The sequence below is a fragment of the Flavobacterium sp. I-STPP5a genome (assembly GCF_009764685.1).
In the GTDB taxonomy this organism is placed as follows: domain Bacteria; phylum Bacteroidota; class Bacteroidia; order Flavobacteriales; family Flavobacteriaceae; genus Flavobacterium.
Genome location: NZ_VHLM01000081.1, coordinates 41,361 through 65,073 on the forward strand (window position 1 = coordinate 41,361; position 23,713 = coordinate 65,073).

Annotated in this window: 24 protein-coding genes; 12 read left to right on the forward strand and 12 right to left on the reverse strand. The window is 33.4% G+C overall.

The features are described 5' to 3' along the window. Nucleotides 1-172: 172 nt before the first annotated feature. The 3 genes from FJV36_RS15700 to FJV36_RS15710 are packed head-to-tail and all read right to left on the reverse strand — an operon-like array spanning nt 173 to nt 5,939. A complete protein-coding gene (locus FJV36_RS15700; protein ID WP_370514367.1) occupies nt 173-2,020 on the reverse strand; it encodes a TonB-dependent receptor in 1,848 nt (615 codons plus the stop codon). Then, nucleotides 2,008-2,871 carry a PhzF family phenazine biosynthesis protein gene (locus FJV36_RS15705; RefSeq protein ID WP_158727706.1) on the reverse strand — a complete coding sequence of 288 codons (864 nt, stop codon included), beginning with the start codon at nt 2,869-2,871 and terminating at the stop codon, nt 2,008-2,010. The genes FJV36_RS15700 and FJV36_RS15705 overlap by 13 nt, the downstream gene beginning before the upstream one ends. Before the next feature lie 53 nt (nt 2,872-2,924). After that, nucleotides 2,925-5,939 carry a tetratricopeptide repeat protein gene (locus FJV36_RS15710; RefSeq protein WP_158727705.1) on the reverse strand — a complete coding sequence of 1,005 codons (3,015 nt, stop codon included), beginning with the start codon at nt 5,937-5,939 and terminating at the stop codon, nt 2,925-2,927. 242 nt (nt 5,940-6,181) lie between these two features. Between FJV36_RS15710 and FJV36_RS15715 the strand changes: the two genes are divergently transcribed. Both FJV36_RS15715 and FJV36_RS15720 read left to right on the forward strand, forming a co-directional pair. Then, a complete protein-coding gene (locus tag FJV36_RS15715) occupies nt 6,182-6,868 on the forward strand; it encodes a cell division ATP-binding protein FtsE (protein ID WP_158727704.1) in 687 nt (228 codons plus the stop codon). Further along, nucleotides 6,868-7,767 carry a glycosyltransferase gene (locus FJV36_RS15720; RefSeq protein WP_158727703.1) on the forward strand — a complete coding sequence of 300 codons (900 nt, stop codon included), beginning with the start codon at nt 6,868-6,870 and terminating at the stop codon, nt 7,765-7,767. The genes FJV36_RS15715 and FJV36_RS15720 overlap by 1 nt, the downstream gene beginning before the upstream one ends. On the opposite strand, the gene FJV36_RS15725 is transcribed toward FJV36_RS15720, so the two are convergent. The 3 genes from FJV36_RS15725 to FJV36_RS15735 are packed head-to-tail and all read right to left on the reverse strand — an operon-like array spanning nt 7,759 to nt 10,323. Continuing rightward, entirely contained in the window at nt 7,759-8,847 is a 1,089-nt protein-coding gene (locus FJV36_RS15725) for a glycosyltransferase family 4 protein (protein ID WP_158727702.1), read from the reverse strand. The genes FJV36_RS15720 and FJV36_RS15725 overlap by 9 nt on opposite strands. Beyond that, nucleotides 8,844-9,236, reverse strand: a complete 393-nt coding sequence (locus FJV36_RS15730; protein ID WP_158727701.1) for an FdtA/QdtA family cupin domain-containing protein — start codon at nt 9,234-9,236, stop codon at nt 8,844-8,846. Before FJV36_RS15730 ends, FJV36_RS15725 begins: the two co-directional genes overlap by 4 nt. 1 nt (nt 9,237) lies before the next feature. Continuing rightward, nucleotides 9,238-10,323, reverse strand: a complete 1,086-nt coding sequence (locus tag FJV36_RS15735) for a glycosyltransferase (protein ID WP_158727700.1) — start codon at nt 10,321-10,323, stop codon at nt 9,238-9,240. Between the two features lie 47 nt (nt 10,324-10,370). Here FJV36_RS15735 and FJV36_RS15740 point away from each other — a divergent pair, with 47 nt between their 5' ends. From FJV36_RS15740 to FJV36_RS15750, 3 genes are all read left to right on the forward strand, one after another. Beyond that, on the forward strand, nt 10,371-11,282 hold the full coding sequence (locus FJV36_RS15740; RefSeq protein WP_158727699.1) for a glycosyltransferase: 912 nt from the start codon (nt 10,371-10,373) through the stop codon (nt 11,280-11,282). 227 nt (nt 11,283-11,509) lie between these two features. After that, nucleotides 11,510-12,070 carry a DUF6642 family protein gene (locus tag FJV36_RS15745; RefSeq protein WP_158727698.1) on the forward strand — a complete coding sequence of 187 codons (561 nt, stop codon included), beginning with the start codon at nt 11,510-11,512 and terminating at the stop codon, nt 12,068-12,070. A 177-nt stretch (nt 12,071-12,247) separates the two neighbouring features. After that, entirely contained in the window at nt 12,248-12,469 is a 222-nt protein-coding gene (locus FJV36_RS15750; protein WP_144893270.1) for a hypothetical protein, read from the forward strand. 67 nt (nt 12,470-12,536) lie between these two features. Here the strand turns inward: FJV36_RS15750 and FJV36_RS15755 are convergent, their stop codons facing one another. After that, on the reverse strand, nt 12,537-12,989 hold the full coding sequence (locus tag FJV36_RS15755) for a DUF4442 domain-containing protein (protein ID WP_086453722.1): 453 nt from the start codon (nt 12,987-12,989) through the stop codon (nt 12,537-12,539). Nucleotides 12,990-13,257: 268 nt separating this feature from the next. Here FJV36_RS15755 and FJV36_RS15760 point away from each other — a divergent pair, with 268 nt between their 5' ends. The 7 genes from FJV36_RS15760 (at nt 13,258) to FJV36_RS15790 (ending at nt 20,214) form a co-directional block, all read left to right on the forward strand. Continuing rightward, nucleotides 13,258-13,713 (forward strand): DUF4870 domain-containing protein, encoded by a 456-nt coding sequence (locus FJV36_RS15760; protein WP_086454626.1) that lies wholly within the window; start codon nt 13,258-13,260, stop codon nt 13,711-13,713. A gap of 234 nt (nt 13,714-13,947) precedes the next feature. Beyond that, the gene (locus FJV36_RS15765) at nt 13,948-14,277 is read left to right on the forward strand and encodes a PadR family transcriptional regulator (RefSeq protein WP_086454625.1); all 330 of its coding nucleotides are present in this window, start codon (nt 13,948-13,950) and stop codon (nt 14,275-14,277) included. Between the two features lie 5 nt (nt 14,278-14,282). After that, complete coding sequence (locus FJV36_RS15770) at nt 14,283-16,022, forward strand: PspC domain-containing protein (RefSeq protein WP_086454624.1); 1,740 nt, start codon at nt 14,283-14,285, stop codon at nt 16,020-16,022. Between the two features lie 2 nt (nt 16,023-16,024). Then, nucleotides 16,025-16,759 (forward strand): head GIN domain-containing protein, encoded by a 735-nt coding sequence (locus tag FJV36_RS15775; RefSeq protein WP_086454623.1) that lies wholly within the window; start codon nt 16,025-16,027, stop codon nt 16,757-16,759. 78 nt (nt 16,760-16,837) lie between these two features. Next, the gene (locus tag FJV36_RS15780; protein ID WP_158727697.1) at nt 16,838-17,671 is read left to right on the forward strand and encodes a GIN domain-containing protein; all 834 of its coding nucleotides are present in this window, start codon (nt 16,838-16,840) and stop codon (nt 17,669-17,671) included. A gap of 285 nt (nt 17,672-17,956) precedes the next feature. Then, on the forward strand, nt 17,957-19,192 hold the full coding sequence (locus tag FJV36_RS15785) for a hypothetical protein (protein ID WP_233264510.1): 1,236 nt from the start codon (nt 17,957-17,959) through the stop codon (nt 19,190-19,192). Nucleotides 19,193-19,206: 14 nt separating this feature from the next. Next, a complete protein-coding gene (locus FJV36_RS15790; protein ID WP_233264509.1) occupies nt 19,207-20,214 on the forward strand; it encodes a hypothetical protein in 1,008 nt (335 codons plus the stop codon). Between the two features lie 392 nt (nt 20,215-20,606). Here the strand turns inward: FJV36_RS15790 and FJV36_RS15795 are convergent, their stop codons facing one another. From FJV36_RS15795 to FJV36_RS15810, 5 genes are all read right to left on the reverse strand, one after another. Continuing rightward, nucleotides 20,607-21,458, reverse strand: coding sequence for an IS3 family transposase (locus tag FJV36_RS15795; protein WP_199250852.1), 852 nt, complete (start codon nt 21,456-21,458; stop codon nt 20,607-20,609). Between the two features lie 14 nt (nt 21,459-21,472). After that, nucleotides 21,473-21,901, reverse strand: a complete 429-nt coding sequence (locus tag FJV36_RS16390) for a hypothetical protein (protein ID WP_199250851.1) — start codon at nt 21,899-21,901, stop codon at nt 21,473-21,475. Between the two features lie 103 nt (nt 21,902-22,004). Beyond that, nucleotides 22,005-22,952, reverse strand: a complete 948-nt coding sequence (gene trxB, locus FJV36_RS15800; RefSeq protein WP_086454620.1) for a thioredoxin-disulfide reductase — start codon at nt 22,950-22,952, stop codon at nt 22,005-22,007. Between the two features lie 189 nt (nt 22,953-23,141). Beyond that, the gene (locus FJV36_RS15805) at nt 23,142-23,387 is read right to left on the reverse strand and encodes a GIY-YIG nuclease family protein (protein ID WP_158727696.1); all 246 of its coding nucleotides are present in this window, start codon (nt 23,385-23,387) and stop codon (nt 23,142-23,144) included. Between the two features lie 130 nt (nt 23,388-23,517). After that, nucleotides 23,518-23,713, reverse strand: a 196-nt coding sequence (locus tag FJV36_RS15810) for a GIY-YIG nuclease family protein (RefSeq protein ID WP_158981251.1), incomplete at its 5' end; no start/stop codon positions are given.

A 23,713-nucleotide genomic window follows, 5' to 3' on the forward strand; every position in this document is an offset into this window, starting at 1 on the left:
AAAATCTTAGAATTTAAAATCACTATGAAATTGAAAACCTCATTGTTTTTTAGTCTTTAAGGAATTGAATAAAATAGGCTTTTTTACAAAACAAAAGGTCCACAAAGAACACTAGAATTGACTATAAAATTATGTTCCCTACGTTCTTTGCTCACTTTTTGGTTAAGAAACTCTAAAAATCAAACTTATAATTGGCTCCCACTAAAAATTGAAAACCTTGCACTGGGAAATTCAACCATTTTTGATAGTTGTTATTGGTTAGATTGTTTAATTTTATAAAACCCGTTAATTGATCATTGTATTTGTAACCCACATTTGCATTCACATCAAAATATCCTTCTAATATAATCGGAGTTGTTGTTGGTAAAAAAATAGTACTGTTTTGAAGATCTTTGCGTTCTCCTACATAAAATACATTAGCGCCAGCATACCATTTCTCTGTGATATCCACGTCAAGATTTGCTTTAATCTGAATTGCTGGTAAGTTCCAAGCCTCTTGTTGAAAATCATTCGTAAAACTGCTAAAGCTGCCGTTTATTCCAAAAGAAATATCCTTTGAAAAATCAGCTTTAAGTTCTCCGAAAAAACGAAGGGTACGCATATCATCATACACCACTTGAAATGAGTTCCCAAAACCATAGTTCATATTAGTAGCGGTCTCACTATAATCATTACTTTTAAACAAAGCCTTGTTGCGCTCATTGTTATACGAACCTCTCAAGGTATAACTCACAGTATTACTCAACTTTCCTTTAAGACCTGCATAGATTTCATATTGATTATCGGTTGGATTAATCAATAAGGTTGGAGACAAAAATGGGTTTTCGGTCACAAAATCTTGATAGGAATTTTGGTTTAAATTCCCTTCGGCACCAGCATAAAATATCATCAAATCGCCCACCACTTTGTAGGACGCAGTAAATTTTGGATAGATATATAAAGAGCTATTGCTATTCTTGGTATCCAAACTATAATAAATAGTAGCACCAAGGTTTAAAGTCCAATCTTTCTCTTGCATCACAAAACTTGGCGAGAGTCCAAAATTTGTAAAACCATACTCAATTCCTGCAGTATTGCTGTTATTAGTGGCAAAAGTTCCGCCTACATAATCCACAATTACATCCGTTTTTACAGCATAATCCATTACTTGAAGTTCAAGTGTGGGCTTCACTACAAAACGATTTTCGGCCGATTTATAAAGATCTGTAAATCTATTGAACTTCACAGTTGCTTTATCTAATATCCCCTCGGTAAGCACTACATTCCCTGAGAAAGATAAAGTATTATACGATTGTTTAGGATCAATACTAGAAAGCAAAATTCCTTTATCAGAATTAGTTAATGAATTTCCAAAATTCATTGGCAAACCATACCAATTGTAGACTTGGTTATTGTAACCCAAATCAAGGTTGTACGAAAGCGTTTTTTGATTTGAACCGTACATAATATCGAATCCCGTATCATAAAAACTATTATCTAAATCTATCGTGTTAATACCGCCTTGCGAGGAGTGGTGCCTGAACATTCCACCCACATAATCAGTAGCATTTAAATCATGATTCACAAACAGTTCTCCTACCAATGTTCCATAATTACCCGCACCAAATGTGGCATAATTTTTAAAAATATGAGGTTGTTTTTCCTTTTCAACCCCTTGTGCTTTTCCTTTTGAAGGTGTAAAAGTTGATGCTACAGGGAATGAAAAAATAGCATACTTAACCGTTTCTTTTTTCGAATTGGCCTCTTCTTCAAGTTCTGGCACTTCTTTGACTTTAAAGGCATCTGAAATTTTAGGAGTAAATGGCTTGACTACGTTCACCGTTTCTGTCCCTATTTGCTCTTTTTTTTGTGACCAAGAAATTGGAATTATACCCATAAACAAAAAGCCCAATACTAACGGCTTTAAAATTCCGATTTTGCTATGATTCTGTACGTTTATAATGGATGGATTCAATATCATTTCTATTGTGTTTACTTCTTGTTTTTTTAATGCTTTTTTACGCAAGCTTATACTTCCCAAACTCCTTTTGCAAGAAACTGAGATTTGCCACCTATTTTAATTTCATAATTTTCACCACTTTTTATTCCGTCAAAATAAATTTGAGAGGGCCTATGTATAAAATGCCCCTGGTGATTGACAAGCTTTATTACTGGATTGTGGTATTGTAATAAAAATGCTTGCAAGCATGTACTGGCGCTACCTGTAGCGGCATCCTCAATTAATTGATTGTTTTCAATACACATCATCCTACTAGATAATTTTTCATTTTCTAAACAAAAAAAGTAAAAAGCCCTATGTGGTGTTTTACAATTTTGGTGCAACCATTGTTCTGCTTTATTTTTATCCAAAACAATCTTGCCCAGCACCTCTTCATTTTTTACTGGTACCATCACAAATGCGCTTCCAGTAGTCACCTCTTGAATAGGGAAATTTGCATCAAAATCATCTTGTGACAAAGTACTAAATGAGGAAAAATCATCTTTTAAATAAACGTCTAAAAAAGTAGGTTGCGCGGCTTGAAGCCAAATAAATCCATCTTTTTCATGAACAGGAATTGCTCCCACAGGAACCTGCATTGTAATCGTTGATGGATTGTTATTGAAAATTTTATTCATTAAAACCCATGATGTCCCAATGATGGGATGCCCTGCAAACTGCATTTCATGTTCAGGGGTGAAAATTTTAATTTCGGCAGTATTTGTTTCCGTATTGATGTGAGTGATAAAAGTACTCTCGGCAAAGTTTATTTCCTTTGCAATTTGTTGCATTTTATCTTTGCTCAGGCTTTCGGCACCAAAAAAAACAGCAAGTTGATTGCCTGCATACTTCGCATCCGTAAAAACATCTACTATATAAAAATCTAAATTCATTTTTCTGTTTTATTAAAAATCAAACATCATTTCCAAACAATTCTGTGAAGCAATTATTTAGTTACAGATGAGTTTGTTTTGGACTCTTCGGTTTTGATAATATCTAATTCTTTTTGAGCATCAGCAACAACATCTGGGAAATCAGTGAAATTCTGAATAACATTCTCTAAAATATAAGTGGCTTGAAAACTATCTTTCAGTCCATAAAAATTCTTAGCCATTAGCACCAATCCTTTAGCACCAAAATATTTATAACTAGCATAACTTTTAGCTAATTTTTGCACCGCTGTATTCGAAGCTTCATAATTAGCCTCTTTGTTTTTAAAATAGGCATCATAATACAACGCCTCTGCTGCCAGTTCTCCTTTGGCCGTAACCATTAATTTTGCATAAGCGCTTTTCGCTTTTACTTCGTCTCCGTTAACTATTGCAGCACGGGCAATGATAATTTGAGCATCGCTTTTTACTCCATTATCCGTTTTAGGATTTAGCAATACTTTTTCGGCATAAACACCCGAATTAGGATAGTCTTTATTGTCGTAATACAATTTCATCAAATTAGACTGAGCAAAAGTTTTGTTTTGAGACGTTTCTGCTTCGTTTTCCAATCTAGTTAGCATTGCAATTGCTTTCTCTGAATCTTTATTTTTAAGATAAATTTGAGCCAATCGTGATAAAGACTGCTCTGTAAATTCATTTCGAGGCTGAGCCACTACGTACTCATAATGCGGAATAGTTTTGTTCTCGGCACCATCTGTAAAATAAAGTTGCGCTAAATAATAGTTAGCTGGTAAAGCATGAAGTCCTCGTGGAAACTGACTTACATAACTTGCAAATCCAGCAATAGCTTGCTTTGTATTGTTTTGCTGAAATTGCTTTTCGGCTGCCTCATAACTGTCATTGTCTAATTCTGCATCCGTTACAGCAACAAAGTCAAGTGTTTTAACCCACGTTGCGTATTCATTTACTCGTCCAGTGTCTACATAAATCAATCTTGCTGTTGCAACAGCCTCTAGTGCCTCAGGAGTTCTAGGGAAATCAGCAGCAACTTTTTTAAATTTCACTAATGCTTGATCGTCTTTATCTGTATTGTAAAAAATTAAACCTTGACGCAAAATTGATCTAGAAGTAAATGTTCCGTTTTTAAACTCGGTATTCAATCTGTCGTAGGCCTTAATTCCTTTGTCATTTTCGTTTTCAGCAACATAGGTATTTGCTAGTTCAAACAACGCATCATCTCTAAAATCAGATTTTTGATAAGCCGCTAAAAATGAATTTAAATCATCTATTTTTTTGTCATTTTTTCCCATAAAACCATACGAAATAGCTCTTTGAAAATAAGCATAATCAGCATCTACACTTTTTGAGTCTACCACTTTTGAATACGCTTGTAAGGCCTCAGCATATTTTGAAGTTACAAATCGACAATCTGCTAGTCTTAAATAAGAATCTTGAAGACGAACTTTATCTGCGGTTGCGTTATCAATTTGTTTTTGAAAATAATTCCCAGCTTGTTCGTATTCTTTCAACTTAAAATACGTGTATGCTATATTGTAATTGTGATTTTTAAACTCAAGAACGGTGTTTGCCTGAGCTGCATTTGTAAACTGTTTAAAAGTGAGTAAAGCCTCTTTAAAATCATTTAAAACATATTCTGTTTCTGCTTTCCAAAAAATTGTTCTAGCAGTAAAAACAGGATCTTTTTGTTCGGTTAAAGCTTTAGTAAACATTTTCAAAGCTTCATTAAAATTTGCGTCGGTGTACAATTCTAATCCTCGGTAAAAAAGAACTTTTTGGTACGCCACTTTATTTTCGGGCGACTTATTTTTTTCTAATAATACGAGCGCTTCATTGTAATTTTTAGAAGAAATATAGGAGTCTATCAATAATTTTTCAATCTCATTTTTATTCGCATTCTCTGGATATTTCTTTAAAAAAGCTTGTAAAACGGATGGTACACTTTGATAGGAATTTCCTAATTCATAACTCAATTTAGCGTAATTCAAACTCGCATCTTCTTGAATGGCTAGATCAAAATCCATTTCAGACGCATTCTTGAAAGCGTTTAATGCTTGTTGTTTCTTATCTGTATTCAAGTAACTTTCCCCCAAGTGATAGTAGGCATTTTGCGCCACAAAATCTTTCCCTCCTATTATTTTATTGAATTGACTGATTGCATTTTCAAAATCTTTTTGCTTGTAATGCGCATAACCTAACTGGTAAAAATCTGTATTTGTCCACTTTCCTTTTTTACCTTTGTAAGCTTCAAGAAAAGGAATTGCGTTGCTGTATTGTTTTAAATTAAAGTAGCTTTCGCCAATGATTTTATTCAGCTCTGATTTTTCTAAAGCATTTGAACCAGCCATTGCTTTTTGCCCTAAATCGATAGCTTTTTGAAAATTACCTAGTTTAAAATTCATATCGGCTTGGTAATACGACAATTTTTCTTTGTACTTCTCCTCGCCCGAAACTTCATCAAAATACTTAGTTGCTTGCTTGTAATCATCGCCCTCATAAGCCATAAATCCTAAATAGTATTTGGCTTGAGATCCATATTCTTGTGAGTTAATTACTTTGTTAAAATACGTAGTTGCCTCCTTGCGTTTCTTAGCATTGAAATTCCCATACCCCTTTTGAAAATTAAATTTATCTTGATCCTTTCTACTCAAACTAGACTCGTCTACTTTATCAAACCATTGCAAAGCTTGAGGATAATTTCCTTGTTTAAAGTGAAATTGCGCTACCTCTATATATGCTTGATTTTGTTTTACACTCGTGGGATAATCTGTAACAAACTTTTCCATCAACTCATCTGCATTAGACTGGTTGGTTCTAATGGCGCAGTTTGCAACATAATAAGTACAATCTGATTTTAGCTCCTCGGTAGTGGCTGATTCTTTTACTTTATCAAAAATCAATTGAGCAAATGTGTATTGAGCATCTTTGAACAACGAAACTGCTTTGTCAAATTCCCTGGAATCATGTGTATATATTGCTGTTTTTTGTGCACTAAGACTAGTGGCGTAGATAAAAAGGCTACCTATAAAACATTGAGAAAGTTTGCGCATTGTACTTTTATTTTAATAGTTCAAATGTATTATATTCTGAGTCTATAACGAATTGATTACAGGATTTATTATGATTTTTTTACAATTGCTGTGCGTTAGCATACTGTTTTAGGATTATTATTAAAAAACAGCGGGTTTGATTTTGTTCTTTGATTTTTTATCGAATTCTAAGCATTACAATAGAATTTATTTTGAATCGTTGCGTTAACTTCTTACTTTTACCCCATAAACAAATGTAAAACATGTCACAATCCGTAGTATCCTTAAAAAATGTAACTATTTATCAAGAAAATAAATCAATTTTATCTGATGTAAACTTGGAGGTAAAGCATGGCGAATTTCTTTACATCATAGGTAAAACAGGTTCTGGTAAAAGTAGTTTGATGAAAACACTTTACGCAGATATGCCTTTGACTGAAGGAAAAGGAACAATTGTTGACTTTGATTTGGTTACCTTAAAAGAAGATGATATTCCGTTTTTGAGACGAAAAATAGGAATTGTTTTCCAAGATTTTAAATTACTACCCGATCGTACTGTAAATGACAACATGTTATTTGTGCTTAAAGCTACAGGCTGGACAGATAACGGTGAAATGGAATCTAAAATTGAGGAAGTTCTAAATAAAGTAGGTATGGGTGAATTTGGCAGAAAAATGCCACATCAATTATCTGGTGGAGAACAACAGCGTGTGGCTATTGCTCGTGCATTACTAAACGATCCAGAGCTAATCCTTGCTGATGAACCTACGGGAAATCTTGATCCTCAAACCAGTGCCGAAGTTCTTGAAGTACTAAAAAAGATTAATAGTATAGGAAAAACAGTCATTATGGCTACTCATGATTATGCTTTATTGATGAAATTCCCATCAAAAACATTAAAATGTGAGGATGCTAAAATATTCGAAGTGATACAGCAACGCAATTCGTAATGCTTTCTATTCTTGTTCCTATTTATAATTTCAATGCATTTCCTACCGTTCAAGAACTGCATAGACAATGTGTAAAACAAGAAATACCATTCGAAATTATTTGCCAAGATGATGCTTCACAATCAGATTTGAATCGTTTTAATGAAAAAATAAACGACTTATCTAATTGTAGTTTTGTTTCCTTAAAAAATAATATTAGCCACCGAGAAAATAGAAATAATCTAGCAGCACAATCAAAATATGATTGGCTGCTTTTTTTAGATGGCGATTCTGTTATCATAAACAAAAACTATATTCATCACTACATCAAACAAATAAACACTTTCGATATTATTTATGGTGGCCGTGTACATCCTGAAAAATGCCCTTCAAATAATCAAAAACTGCGCTGGAAATACGGTCGCTATATGGAAGACCAAAGTACCCCTGAACGAGAAAGAAAAGGGTATTCTGCACTGCTTTTTAACAATACACTCATCAAAAAAAAGTGTTTTGATACGGTAAAATTCGACACGAACACTACAAAATACGGTCATGACGATACCCAACTTTCCTATCGCTTGAGTCTCAAACTTTTTTCTTTAAAGCATCTTGAAAATCCTGTAGAACATGGTGATATTGACACAAACTATGATTATTTAAATAAAACCAAGCAATCTCTGGAAAATTTGCAGCAATTGTATCAAACAAAAACAATTGATTTTAAGTTTGTCAAATTGCTTTCTCTATATGATTTTTTAGTTCGTAGTAAACTTCAATACGGTATAGCGCTAGCTTTCAAAATATTTTCGAAAGCATTAGAACAAAATTTAAAAAGTAACAATCCAAAATTATTCTTTTTTAATTGTTTTAGATTAGGGTATTTATGTTCTATTTCAAAGCAAAAGCTTTTAAGTTAAGGACTTTATTAATTTTTTCCATTCAGGCATAACGTGTTCTATCTGGTAAGCATTACTTGTAGCTTGCGCTTTTTTGCCCATTTCTAAACGAAGCGTTTCATTGCTCATCAACAACTGCAATTGTTTTATAAATTCATCTTGATTACCATCTTCAACGAACAATCCATCAACACCATGATTGATAATTGCTCTTGGACCACAAGGACAATCATAAGCAACACAAGGAACTCCAGAAGCCATTGCCTCCAGTAAAACCATAGGAAAGCACTCGTACCGAGACGTCAAAACATAAATAGTTGCTTGTAAATAAACCTCTTGAATCGTTTTGGTTGGGTCTAAAAAAACTACTGAATCTTGTATTCCTAACTCTCGTGTTAACACTTCAAGATCTTGGTAGTTGCCACAGTATAATTCTAATTTCCAAGATGGATATAATGCTACGACTTCTTTCCAAATAGGCAACAACCTGTCAAGCCCTTTCTCATAAGTATTTCTAGCTACAGCAATCACCTTTCTAGATGAAAGCGGCGCAACAGAATTTACAGAAAACCATAATGGATTAGGAATTATTGCTTTCTTCCTAACATTCCATTCTAGAGCACTTTCATGAGATAAAAATACAACTTTAGTATACTTTTGAGCAGCATACTTTTTGAAATGATATTGCAAATTCTGTTTCAAAGAATTGAATACAGCATGCGAAGAGGGATGTTCTTGTACATGAATGGAACTGTGAATCTCTAACAAAAGTGGAATTTTGCGGCGAATAAAAAAAGGCAACAAAAAAGCTTTTAATCCATTATCGCAAACCAAAATACAATTTGGTTTAATAAGGGAAATATATTGATTTAAAGCCTTATAATATTGAAAAGCAAACAAAGGAGCAGCACCTTTTAATTGCATGTCATGAAACACAACATCCTCATGAAAAGAGTAAAACAAGGGAGTATTCCCCTTATTCTGAGTTAAAATATGGACTTCATAACCGCATTTTGTGATAAAATAATTCGTTTTCAAGGATAAGATTCTTGCAACTCCTCCTTCATTATTAATATTCGGAACTATATAAAGTAGTTTCATTTTTTTGAGTTGATGAAAGTATCAAAATCCCTAATATAATCCTCCTCATCAAAAGTGGATGATGCCAAGACAAGACAAACGGCACCTGATGAAAAATTTTCAAGTTCGCGCCACGTATCATTTTTAATCAATAATCCCTTATCAGGTTTATTTAAGGTAATGGTTTTTTCTGTAATTCCATCTTTTAAAACTACATCAAAACTCCCTGAAATGGCAATTAAAACTTGTTGCAGCTGTTTATGAGAATGTCCGCCTCTTTTTGAGGAACTAGGAATATCAAATAAATAATACACACGTTTAATGTCAAACGGAATCACCTCATTTTCTATGACTGCAATGTTCCCAAGCACATTTTCAATCTTGGGTATGTCTATAATTTCTATTTGCATCTTAACTCTTCCTATTTAAATAATCAAGCCATTCATTTCCAATTTTTTCTACTGAAAACCGAAGTGTACTTGGTACACTATTCGCTTTGCAAAATGCTCTCAATTCAGCATCCGTATAAAGTAAATCTATAGCCTTGACCAGTTGCTCCTTATTTTGATTTTCAACTAGCAAACCATTGAATCGGTCTGTAATAATTTCACTTGGCCCAGCAAAACAATCATAGGAAATGGCAGGAGTTCCTACTAACAAACTTTCTATAATCACATTTGAAAGCCCCTCATATTCACTGGTAACTACTGTATAAAGAGCGTTTTTTTGGTAACAAAAAGGATTTTTTTGATAACCCAAAAACTCTACCAAATCACCTAATTTTTTTTCAGCAACAAGCCGTTTTAAATCCTCAAGATAGACTCCAGAACCAATAATTTTTAATTTTATTCCATTTTGTGGCAATACCGTTTTAGAATACGCCTCTATCAACACATCAAATTGTTTTACCTTTTCGTTCATTCGACCCACAGCAATGATATAGGTATCATCTATTGGCATACTAGCAAGAGCTAATTCTTGAATCTTTTCGACTTCAAAAGGATTGTAAATGGTTTGAGCTTTAATATTATACTGCTGGAGCAACGCCTTTTCCAGTGCTTTACTTACGGTAACAAAATTATGTTTTCCATAAATAAAACGTGCAACCCAGGGTTTCTTTGAAATGTAATTGTGTAAAATCCCACTATGAATGGTATAAATAACACTCGTTTGATAGACATAATGTGCCATCAAAAATTCATTAATTGTATTCACTCGATAGCGAAAATCAAGAACAAAATCAAAATGATGTTCTTTAAAATAACTTCGTAACTCGTGCAATCGTCGTAGCTTTCTAAAGGTTGTCGCGGTATTTTTTTTACCTAAATTCAGCACAACTCCTTTGTAATCGTAAACTATATCGTCAACAAAAATAATATTGTGAACTTCAATTCCTTTGCTTTCAAAAAAAACAGACAACACGGCATGCACACGTTCTGCACCACCGCCACCCAGTGAATCGCCCACAAGAGCAATTGTTGTTTTTTTCGGAATCATTTTTAATTTACTAATTTAGCTTCAAATATAAACACTTCTTTGTTCAAATGAATTACAATCCACTAGTTTCCGTTATCTGTCTTTGTTACAATCATGAAAAATTTGTTCAAGAAGGACTGGAATCAATTGTAAATCAAACGCATAAAAACATTGAAATTATTATTGTAGATGACTGTAGCACAGATAATTCTGCGGAAGAGATTGAAAAATGGCTCGTTAACTATCCCAATGTTATTTTTATTGCCAATCGTGTAAACCAAGGGAATACAAAATCTTTTAATACCGCCTTCAAGCGCTCAACTGGCTCCTATATTATTGATTTTGCAACTGATGATTTACTCCATCCCGATTGTGTAGCCACGCAACTAGAACAGTTTAAAAACAGCACTTACCCTAATCTTGGAATTGTATACGGAAATGCCGAAATGGTTTTTGAAGACAAGACGCATTTTAGATATTTTTTTGAGGTAGACCAAAATAAAAAACGAATACAAAGTCAACCTACAGGCGACATTTATTTAGGATTATTGCGTTTAGACAATAATGTTTGTTCCGTTTCGGCAATGGCAAAAAGAGAAGTTTATGAAAAGCTAAATGGCTATAATGAAAACTTGCATTATGAAGATTATGATTTCTGGATACGAGCAGCGCGCAGCTACAACTTTGATTACATAGACCAAATTCTGTTACAAAAAAGAGAATTAAAAAATTCCTTGAGTACCTACCGTTTTAGAAGATTGAATTCAAAAACGCGAAAATACAACCGGTCTACATATAAAATTGTAATCCATGCATTAAACATGAATACGACTACCGAAGAAAACAAGGCCATTTTAAACATGATTCATCATGAAATGGAAATAGCATTGCGAACAATCGACCCAATTTTACTTCTCAAATATATCTTATTAGAAACCAAAGTAGTAGCCTTAATCATACTCAAAAAAAGATATCAATAATTCTTAGTTGGGTTTTATAAAAAACGAATCGACGTAAAAAAACATCTAAATCAAATACTAGTCTTACAAAAAAAACGATGTTCACAACACTTTTTTTGCAATAACTTCACACTCGTTTAGGCAAGAATATAGCCGTAGAACCTTATTTTTGTTATCATGAGATATTTTAAATTAGGTATAGTGCCATTTGGAATTCTTTATTTTTTACATCATCTAAATCGAATACAATGGAAACCGATACATTTATTTTCTGTCTTGAGGCTGTAGCCGATGTAGAGGAAAATCTAGATACCGAAGTTGTCAAACATCTAGAAAAACTAGCGTCAGATCAAGGATTGACTAGTATTTATAAAACATGTGACACCATAGAAGGACTAGAAGAAAGCTTAAACACCTTACTATATGACGATCATAATTTTACCAATTATGAAATCATCTATCTGGTAATGCCTGGCGAAGCCAATACGATTTGCATCAACGAATATTTTTACAGTCTTGAAGAAATAGCCGAATTATTTGAAGGGAAAATGAGAGGGAAAATTGTTCATTTTGCGAATTCAAAAATTCTTGACTTATCACCAGATGAGGCACAATATTTTATTGATGTTACTGGTGCAAAAGCTGTCTCGGGCTATGGTGCATTCCTTCCTAATGTGAGTAGTACCGCGCTAGACCGTTTGTTTTTTGGAATCTTTGAAGAGCAAGATGATATTTTTGAAATTGTTGAAGAACTACATCAAAAACAGTATGCTTTGTGCAAATTACTTGATTTTAGAATGTATTATTAACACGTTTATAGCATTTTAGATATTAAAACCAGTTCATACAAAAAATGACTATAATAGCTTCTTAAACTATTTTTATATGTTAAAGTGGCGGCATAAAGACTAATTTTTTCACAATAAGAGATTCAACATTGCATAAAATCTTTATATTTGAAATACAAAATTCAAAAATCAAAACTTATGAAAAAAATAGTATCCCTAGCTGTAATTGCTTTTTTTACACTTCAAATGAATGCTCAAGAAGTTAAAGCAGTAGCCAAAGAAAAAGCAAAAAAAGAGGCTTGTTGTTCTAAAAAAGGTGGAAAAGCAGCCATGTCAGCAGCTGAAATTGAAAAATGTATGGCAGCATGCAAAGCCAAAGGAAAAAAATGCGATGCATCAAGTGCCGGTAAAAAATGCTAAAAACCGATATGTATGATACAAAAAACGCCTCTTTCTAGAGGCGTTTTACTTTTATATAAGTAGGTAATTATTTTACTCTCACACTCCACTCAAAGTCCATTTCTGAAACTTGCACTCCTTTTTCATCTGTGCCAATGGATTTCATCCAAAAGGTTTGCCCCTCTCCTGTAGCAATAGTTTCCTGAATTGCTTTCTCAATTAAATGTCCGTCATTGCACGTAAAAGTAATGCGACCCGTTGCTTTTTTGGTAAAGTTTCCTTTGTTGTTTGCAACTAACATTGATATTTTACGACCACTTTTTTGAATTTGAAACATCACAAGTGCACCCGTGGTCAATTCTGCCGCCATAGCTTGAACGGCAAAATACATGGAGTTAAACGGATTTTGATTGATCCAACGGTGTTTTACAGATACAACACATTTTTTTTCGTCAATGTTTTTTACGCGAACTCCGCAAATAAAAGCCGATGGTAATTTGAAAAGTAAAAATTTATTAAGTTTTGATGCAGTAAGTAACATAGGCTTTCTAGTTTATGAATTTTAATTACAAATGGTAATACATGGGCTGTCAGGGTTATTGCCATTTGATATTTGGCTAAAATACAAAAAAATACTATGCACGCCTATTAAATTTATTTGTTAATTTTATGTTAATATTTGGTACTATGCGAAACAAGATACTGTTTTTTAAACATATATTTGCATAAGAAATTACTAGGTAGCCTAATTAATCTAAAAATCAAATCAGTTTCAATCATCATCAGAAATCTAAAAAAATCAAAAAAAAATGGAATCATCTACAGAAAAAAACATTGCCACATTTACACACTTGAGTACACTAACTCAATATTTTATTCCTTTTGGGAATTACATTTTCCCAATTGTATTGTGGAGCACTAAAAAAGGAGACTCGGAATTTGTGGATCACCACGGGAAACAAGCTATTAATTTTCAGTTGAGTTTATTACTCTATTCATTAGTTTTGTTAATGATAGCAATTCCTTGTTTTTTAATCACTGTATTTAAAAATATACCTTTGAATAGCTTGCATGAGAATCACAATTTTATCTTGTCTGATTTTAATTTTAGTGACAATGCTGGATTTTTAACGGTAGGAATTGTGAGTCTTTTACTTTTTTTAATACTAAAAGTTGTTGAGTTCTTTTATATTATTTACGCTTCGATGCAAACATCTAATGGCATAGCATATAAATACCCGCTTACCATTCCGTTTTTAAAATAGACAGGAGAGCAATAGAAGTTCTGTATAGCCCTGATTGCAACGGCATCCTTTTATGGTCTCGTTTTTTAGAGACCAGAAAAGATAGAGTGAAAAGCAGGAATAAAAGTTCTTAAAAAAACGGGAGTTGACTGCTCCTAAAAAATCATCATAATAATCAATCACGCTGGGGTAAAATCCGGAAAATCAATCAAAGAATGAACAGTTTTAATCACACAAAATCAAAAAAATGAAATTATGAACATTGAAAACACAAAAGCACAAATGCGCAAAGGTGTTCTTGAGTTTTGCATCCTATCGGTACTAAAAGAGAAAGACGCATACACATCAGAAATATTAGACACTTTAAAAAACGCAAAATTACTAGTTGTTGAGGGCACTATTTATCCTTTATTGACTCGACTTAAAAATGACGGTTTGCTCAATTATCGTTGGGAAGAGTCTACATCAGGACCACCAAGAAAGTATTATGGCTTGACCGAAATAGGACAAACTTTTTTAAAAGAACTTAGTGGCACCTGGACTGAATTATCAGATGCTGTAAACCTTATAACCAACCAAAAATAATAATCATGAACAAGACTGTAAATATAAACCTAGGCGGAATGGTTTTTCATATAGATGAAAATGCATACCAAAAATTGACTCGATACTTTGATGCTATTAAGCGCTCTTTATCAAACTCATCTGGACACGATGAAATATTAAAAGACATTGAAATGCGTGTGTCTGAATTGTTGAATGAAAAACAAATAAGCGACAAGCATGTTATAGGGTTGAAAGAAGTTGATGAAATGATTGCAGTTATGGGGCAACCTGAAGACTATATCATTGAAGACGAAAACGCCGAAGCAAAACCATACCAAAACACGAGCAGAAGAACTAAAAAACTGTATCGTGATAAAGAAAAAGGTATGCTAGGTGGTGTAGCACAAGGATTGGGTTACTATTTTGGGGTTGATGCCGTGTGGATCAGAATAGTACTAGTATTGCTGGTTTTTGCTGGTTTTGGAACTGGTATTTTAGCGTATATCATTTTATGGATTGTAACACCAGAGGCCGTAACAACCTCTGAAAAGCTTGAAATGACTGGAGAACCTGTTAATATATCAAACATTGAAAAAAAAGTTAGAGAAGAGTTTGAGAACGTTTCTGGAAAGCTAAAAAATGTAGATTATGACAAATACGGAAATCAAATAAGAACTGGAGCAAACAAAATAGGAAGCTCGTTTGGAGATTTTATCATGACTGTTTTTAAAGTTTTTGCAAAATTCTTAGGCATATTATTGATCTTGTCTGGAATCACGGTTTTATTTTTCTTGTTGATTGGTATTTTCACATTGGGTTCTGGATTGTTTATCGATTTCCCTTGGCAAAATTTTATAGAAGCAGGCAATTTTACTGATTATCCTGTGTGGTCTTTTGGATTACTTATGTTTTTTGCAGTTGGGATTCCGTTCTTTTTCTTAACGTTGCTAGGGTTTAAATTACTAGCACCAAACATGAAATCAATAGGGAATATTGTAAAGTATACCTTGCTTGCTATTTGGATTATTGCAGTTTCTATTGCTATCTCAATTGGGATTAAACAAGCTAGTGCATTTGCAGTAGATGGTAGAGATGTAAAAAAAGAAACCATCAATTTAAAACCTACAGATACATTGTACATCAAATTTAGATACAACGATTATTTTGCCAAGAACGTAGATGACAATAGAAATTTTGAGGTAACACAAGACTCCACTGGAACTAACATTATTTACTCTAATGATGTGCGTTTTAAAATTGAAAAAACAGATGAAAAACTACCTTACCTTCAAATAGAAAAAGAAGCTAGAGGTATATCATTATCTGAAGCTAAAAAAAGAGCTCAGAAAATTAAATATGCGTATTCCATCAATGGGAATCAAATTGTTTTAGATAATTACATGATTACTGAATTAAAAAATAAATACCGTGATCAAAGTGTAGATATCACCCTATTTGTTCCTGTAGGAACTTATATTAAGCCTGATTCATCTGTACAAAACTACGACAGATCTGACGATGAATTCTTTAATTTACACTACAGCTCAGATAATTACGTTTACAAAGTTACATCAGATAAAATAAAATGTTTAAATTGCCCTGCTGATGAAAATGAATATAATGATTCAGAAACTCAAGAGGAAGAGGTATACAATTCTGAATATTCAAGTGAAGTTGATAGTACTTCAATAGAGAGCAATGTAGAAAACACAAACGAAACTAAAAAAGGCTCTGGAAAAGGGTTATCAATAAATAAGGACGGAATAATTGTAAAAAATAAATAATCATGCTAAAAATTATCACACTCATTACTAAGTTTATTGTAGGTGTACTTATTGCCTTATTTTGCACCTCTTGCCATTTTAATTTTGACGCTGTTGAAGGAAACGGAAATGTAACCACAGAAAACCGAAAAATTACAGAGCGATTTAAAAGTATCGAAGTAAATAGTGGCATTGATGTTGAAATAGAACAATCAGACAAGGTTGAAGTCATTGTAGAAACGGACGAAAACTTACAAGAATATTTGACTACGGAAGTTGAAAATGGTACGCTTGTAATCACCTTTGACAAAAATTTAATGAATGATGCCGATGTTAAAAAGGTAATCGTAAGAATGCCAGTTATTGATGAACTTGAAGCTACAAGCGGAGCAACGATTGTGAGTAAGAACACCTTAAAAGGAGAAAACATTAGACTTAATACATCAAGTGCTGCAACCATGGACCTTAGCATAGAAGCTGATGTTGTGAGCTGTGACACTAGTAGCGGTAGTGAAATAAAAGTAAATGGAAAAGCACTAGAGACGAAAAATACAGCTTCAAGCGGAAGTGAAATCAACGCTTATGACTTGTTAACAAATGTAGTTAGAGCTGATGTTTCAAGCGGTGCTAGTATTAATGTGCATCCCATTGTGAGTTTAAATGCAGAAGCTTCTAGCGGTGGTGTAATTCATTATGACATACAACCCAAGTCAATCCAAAAAAATACTAGTTCGGGCGGTAGCATTAGCGCAGAATAAAAGACTTATTCAAACAAAAAAATCATCCCTAACTAGTGGATGATTTTTTTTATATTTGTAAGTAATAAATATCAAGACATGAAAAAAAATTTCCTCTTAGTGCTACTTATAGCCACAGCAAATGTAGCATTTGCTCAAAAATCTGATAAAGTAAAAGGTTCCAAAATTGTTACAATTGTAGAACGAAAAATTGCAGACTTTGAAACCTTACAAATTGAAAACAATCTAGAAGTACATCTAGAAAGAGGAGAAAAAGCAGGCATAAAAGTTGAAACGGACGATAATTTACACGACGTAGTGGCACTTGACGAAAACGAAAAAAAATTACGTATTTACACCAATAAAAAAGCTACAGCTTATAAAAAATTGATTGTTCGAGTAACCTATACAGAGAATTTAAAAACAATTCAAGCCAAAGACGAGACTACCGTAAATGCCATCCAAGAATTATTATTAGATAGCGTAATCCTAAAAGCAAGCGGCACGTCTAAATTATTTTTAAACATCAATTCTAAATCAGTAATTTATCAAGCTGATGACAAAGCAAAAGGTGAGCTTAATATCAAATCAGAAAAAGCTACTATTGAAATGAGTAAAAATTCTAGTTTAAAAGCGCTGGTTACAACCGTTGATTTCAAAACAGATTTGTACCAAAAAGCTGATGCCACTATTGAAGGTGATGCCTCGAATGCTATCTTGCGTTTAGACAACAACTCCAGCTTAACAGCCAATAAATTAACCCTGAAAAACACGGAACTAACTATTGAAGGATATGCTAGTTGCATCATAAATTCAAGCACAACATTAAGTATTGATGCAGCCAATAAAACTGAAATCCAGCTCGTAGGAAACCCTAAAATAACCATCAAAAAGTTTGCTGACGAGACTAAGTTAATCAAGAAATTGAAATAACTGTAACTTTACTAAAAACAAAAAACAGGCAATTGCCTGTTTTTTTGTGCTTTTGTTTTTTGTGGATGCCCAATCGGGAAGTTTACCGGTTTACAAGTTGCTTTATCTTAATTCCCCGTGTGGCAAATACTCTGTTCTATTTTCTAAGGAATAGCTTTACTATTCAAAATTATTATCAGTCAATATATTCAGGAAGAATAAATTTAGTCAATTAAAAACGTTGTAGATGGATTAAATAATAAAAGAAAAAATATATTTGCAAACCCATATTCTAAAACCTAACCTATGAATCAAGTTCTAAAAAATGCAATGCATTGTTTTTTACTATTGACTGTTTTGTCCTTATTCACAAATTGTGAAACCGAAGTAAACTACAAAAATTACCAGCCCAATTATTTATCAAGTATTGATGCTACCAATTTACCTGCTGGTAATAAACCCATGACACTTTTTGAAGACAATGAAGACCCAGCAAGTATGTATGACAAAAAAGATCGTTGGTTTCGAGTTAACCAGCCTCTTCAAGTCATACTAAAAGGAAAGGATTTTATACAAGTTTCCTTGTATTCACCTGTTGCCTTAACAGATGTAAATATATATGCTAAACTCCCAAATTACGAAAACAAATTCGTACTCTTTCACTTTAGTAAAATTCCTGCGTTTCATCGCTCGGTACATCAAATCCCTTTAGTAGTTGGCAAAAATGATTATTTGTTAGAAAATGGTAAAACGGTAACGATTGATAAAATAGAAGGATTTTCATCGGGATCTATTGAATTTTCTGTTACATCAACAGATCCATTATTTGCCAAATTTAAAAAAATAAAATCCAATCATTTAGTGCAATTTCACGATGGTTACCATATCAATGAACCAGGAAAATTTCTTCCAATGAATCCTGTTTTGGCCAAAGAAGCTATCACAATGATCATCAATTACTCCTATGCTTTAAGTCACCCACTGTATTATCAAACCTTTTCCAATTTTGATAAATACAAACAAGAACAAGCAACATTAGCAGGAACAGCAATAAATGGTGCTTTAAATTGGCATGGTAACACTGATGATGTGAATGGCGTTTATGATTATTACACGAAGGAAGAAATAGAAAAAATTTATTTGAATTACTTAGACTCTAGAGCCGTTTACCTAGCAATGGTAGGAGGCGGAAGTGCTTGGGGAGGAGGCGCGCTGGCTTCGCAATGGGAGTCAGACTACATCACTGGACATTGGTTAGGTGAAATGTCTATTTGGTCTCATGAATATTCTCATCATATTGGATTTAGCCATAGTAGTAATTTAGCAAATAGTGGTGAAGGTGGAGGACAACAAGAAATGCTCACTCATTTTTATAAATATTTGATTTACCTAAACGACCTTCCTTTTATAGATCCTGAAATACTAAAAGGATGGACAAAAACAGCTTATCTAAACAAAAAAGACTACAAAAAACCCGTTTTCAAAATCAGCCCTAACAACCCCTTCTTACTTAAATACAAAGGAGAAGGAAAATGGAATTAATACCACTTACTACTATGAAAAAAATTTTATATATAGCTATCTTATTTATTTTAGCTTGTTGCACTAAAGATTCTGATATGGTTTATGAGCCTACCAAATATCAATCTTATTACTTGAGTAACGAAACGACTATCAAAGCCAATCAAATTACTGGAGGGAAAGCTACTTTAGAAGCTAACGCTATCACTATTGCCAATAACAAATTATACATCTGCAATGGTGATATTCTTGAAATATTTGATGCCACAACTTTATCTTATCTTTCGAGTGTCAAAAGCTATACAAAAGGATCTACCACAATTCCGTTCACAAAACTATCCTCTATTTCTATTGACAATGACCGTATTTACCTTGGTAGCATTGACTCAAGAATTTTTGTTTTGGACGAAAAAACATTATCAGGCATAAACACGATTGGAAATGGACAATGGTGGCAAACTTTTGTTCACGTATTTGGACTAAAAGCAAAAGATGGTTTTCTTTTTGTCAAAGAAAAAGAAAATTCAATTAAGGTATTCCAAACTGCACAAATTACTGAAACCAGCAATTGGAACTTAGCTCCAATAGCTAAATTAAACACCCTGAAAGGCTACACCGAAATCTATTCGATGGATATCTCCAATGGAAATTTAATAGTAGCTGGACAAAACGCTAACGGCTTTTTAAATTACAATCTAAAAGACATTGAAAAAAACGCAACTAGCTCGTTGACTGTTCCTATTTTACCTAATACTAAAACACTAACTGACAACCTTCCATTATCTGTAGTATTTAGCGATGACTGGGCTATAACAACTGAAAAATTAAAAGGCACTAACTATATACGACTGTATCCAAAAAACATTTTTTTAGATCAAAATTACACCCCAACCATCAATAATTCAGACATTATGGGAGAAAATGCGTTTAACTCAATTACTAATTGTGCATTGCTAAAAGACCGTTTGTTTGTAGTAGATAACACCAATCAAGTAATAAGAGTTTTAAAATTAAACAAAGTAACTATTGCGGAACAGAAATAAAACATATTGATTTTCAGTTAAAGCATGACTCAATTAAATATATTAGCACTAGGGTTAAGGGTGAGCAGCCAGTTCTAACATATTAGTAATGCCCACAAATCCAAAATCAATTAATCTCAATCTCTACTGATATATGGTCATCGTTGGTATACTTTGATATGTAACTACATTTGAGGTCTTTGAGCTTATTATCGAATGCAACTGTACTAAAACCGCTTTACAAAAAGGAGTTCTATCGAGACCTAACAGGTTTTTAAAACCTGTTAAGTCTGTAACACCTTGTACAAGTTAACGATAGACTGAATAGCCAAAATGATACAGATTTTAAGTGGAAGAATTTTGTCTAGTCCTGATAAAGTGATACAGGATTAATAAAAAATAAAAGTACAATTTTAGACAGTAGCAAGCTCTGGTTTGCTACTGTTTTTTGTTTTATAGGTTCTCATTTTAATTTTGTTTTGGTGATGCATCTGATTTGGAGTAAGCATGTAATTAGAATAATGAGGTCTGATTTCATTATAGATATCAATAGCTTCTTTTACAATTTTTTGCATGATTTCTGCTTTTTGATTGTATTTGTCAATCCTAAATTCCTGTTTTAAAATACCATTGATCCTTTCTGCCACTGCATTTTCATAAGGGTCAGAGTTTTGTGTCATACTGCATAGAATTTTATTTTTATTAAGTTGCATTTGGTAGTCATTAGCACAATATTGAATCCCTCTGTCTGAATGATGTATCAATGGTAAGTTTTTGTTGTTTCTGTTTTTAAGAGCCATTTTAAAAGCCTTCAAACTGCTTTCTGTGTTCATGTTATCGGCAACATAATATCCCATAATCTTTTTAGAATAAGCATCTGTGACTAAGCTTAAATAGCAAGGATTATCTCTTTTTCCTATATAGGTTATATCAGAGACCCAAACTTGCTCTGGTCTGTTAATTTCTAAATCTAGAATTCGATTTTGATGTTTATTAAATCGATGATGTGAGTTAGTCGTTACATGATAACTTCGTTTAGGATGTATCAATAAATGATTGGCTCTGAGTATATCAAAGAACTTATCTCTTCCAATTTTCATTAATTGAAGTTTATCCAACAAAAGATAATATAGTTTTCGAGTACCTATTCTAGGCATTGTCTTCCTGATATTATTCACCATCAAAATCACTTCTTTGGCTTTGTTTTGTTTGGATGCTATTCTTCTAGTCTTTCGATAATAAACCTGTCTGTCTATCCCGAACAAATAACAGGTAAACGCTACTGTTTTTTGTTCTTTTGCTCTAAAGCGGGCGATTGTTCGGGTGCAGAGTTTTTTCGGATATCGATATGATATTCTTTCTCAGCTAAATCAATCATCATGTCAAACAAGATTGCTTTTTTATCTGCAACGTAAGCTTGTCGTTCTAAAAGAGCCTTTTGTTTTTCTAATAGCTTGACTTGGACTTCAAGTTCCATAATTTTTTGTTCGGGTGACTTTGCCATATTCAAAGGGGATTGGTTTTCCCAATCAAAGTTACCAAATTTTCGTAACCAGCCCAGAACTGTAGCATGGCTTTGAATGCCATATTGTTTTCTAATTTGGGTAATTGATGAACTACCTTGCTCAACTTCTCTAACGATTTGAAGTTTTAAGGACATGCTGTAATCTCGCTGGGTGCGCTTTACATAATTCGTGTATTCTTCCATAACGATTGTTTTTGTGTATCGCTATTTCAGGACGGGACATTTATTCAAAAAAAAAGTCCCTTTTGAAATAAAAGAGACTTTTTTTTTAATGATAAAAAATTGTTTATTCCCTTGCTGCCAAATATCTTTCGGCATCAAGTGCAGCCATACAACCTGTTCCTGCTGCTGTTATAGCCTGACGGTATACATGATCAGCAGCGTCACCAGCTACAAAAACACCTGCAACATTTGTAAGTGAAGAACCTGGCGTGTTAACAATATATCCTGTTTCATCAAGAGTAATAAACTCTTTAAAAATATCTGTATTCGGCTTGTGACCAATGGCAACGAAAAATCCTGTTGCCGGAATTTCAAAAGTTTCACCTGTAGTTTTGTTTAACGCTTTTACACCTGTAACTACTTGTTCATCCCCAAGTACTTCAACAGTATCATGGTTCATCAAAATGGTGATATTTTCTGTTTTGCGTACGCGCTCCTCCATAATTTTTGAAGCTCTAAATTTCTCGCTACGTACTAGCATGGTAACTTTTTTACAAAGTTTAGACAAATAGTGTGCCTCTTCACAAGCTGAATCTCCTGCACCTACTATGACCACCTCTTGGTTTCTATAAAAGAAACCATCACAAACAGCACATGCAGAAACACCACCACCCATTTTTAAGTAATGTTGCTCTGATGGTAAGCCTAAATATTTAGCCGAAGCACCAGTTGAAATGATTACTGTTTCACAGTGTAATTCTTTAGTTTCATTAATCCAAACTTTGTGAATATCTCCAGAGAAATCAACTCTTGTAGCCCAACCGTCACGCACATCGGTTCCAAAACGTTGCGCTTGAGCTTGTAAACCTACCATCATTTCTGGCCCTGTAATTCCTTCTGGATTCCCTGGCCAGTTCTCTACTTCGTTTGTAGTTGTTAACTGTCCGCCTGGTTGCATTCCTTGGTACAATACCGGATTCATATTAGCTCTTGCTGCATAAATTGCTGCTGTATATCCTGCAGGTCCAGAACCTATAATAAGGCATTTAATTTTTTCGATCGTATCTGACATGGTGTGATTATTAAAATTTTTTGGTACAAAAATAAGCTTTTATTACAGTACGTAATAAAGTACTACATCAGTTTTAATTATTTGGCAATAAAAAAATCCTTCTTGACTGAACAAGAAGGATTAAGTCGGGGTGGCAGGATTCGAACCTGCGGCCTTCCCGATTTACAATCGGGACGCTATAACTGCTACTTATTTTGTAATTAATTCGACAATTTTAGTTTTACTTTTCCATTTTTTAATTTCCTGCTCTCGTGAAATTGCAAAAGATTTTTGGTCAAATAACTCCGAATAAACTATTGCCCAATCTTTGGCTCTTGCTGTAAATCCTTTGTGTGTACTTAAATGTCGTCGCAGTCTCTCTTCTAAAACCATAGAAGTATACCCTACATAATACTTGTCTTGTGATCTAGAAAAAAGAATGTAAACGTGAAACATAATTTTTTTTATATAAAAAAAAGCCGAACGATATCGTTCGGCTTTTGTCGGGGTGGCAGTGTTTATTCCGAAAACGGAAATTCGAACCTGCGGCCTTCCCGATTTGCAATCGGGACGCGATAACTGCTACTTATTTTGTAATTAATTCGACAATTTTAGTTTTACTTTTCCATTTTTTAATTTCCTGCTCTCGTGAAACTGCTAAAGATTTTTGGTCAAATAACTCCGAATAAACTATTGCCCAATCTTTGGCTCTTGCTGTAAATCCTTTGTGTGTACTTAAATGTCGTCGCAGTCTCTCTTCTAAAACCATAGAAGTATACCCT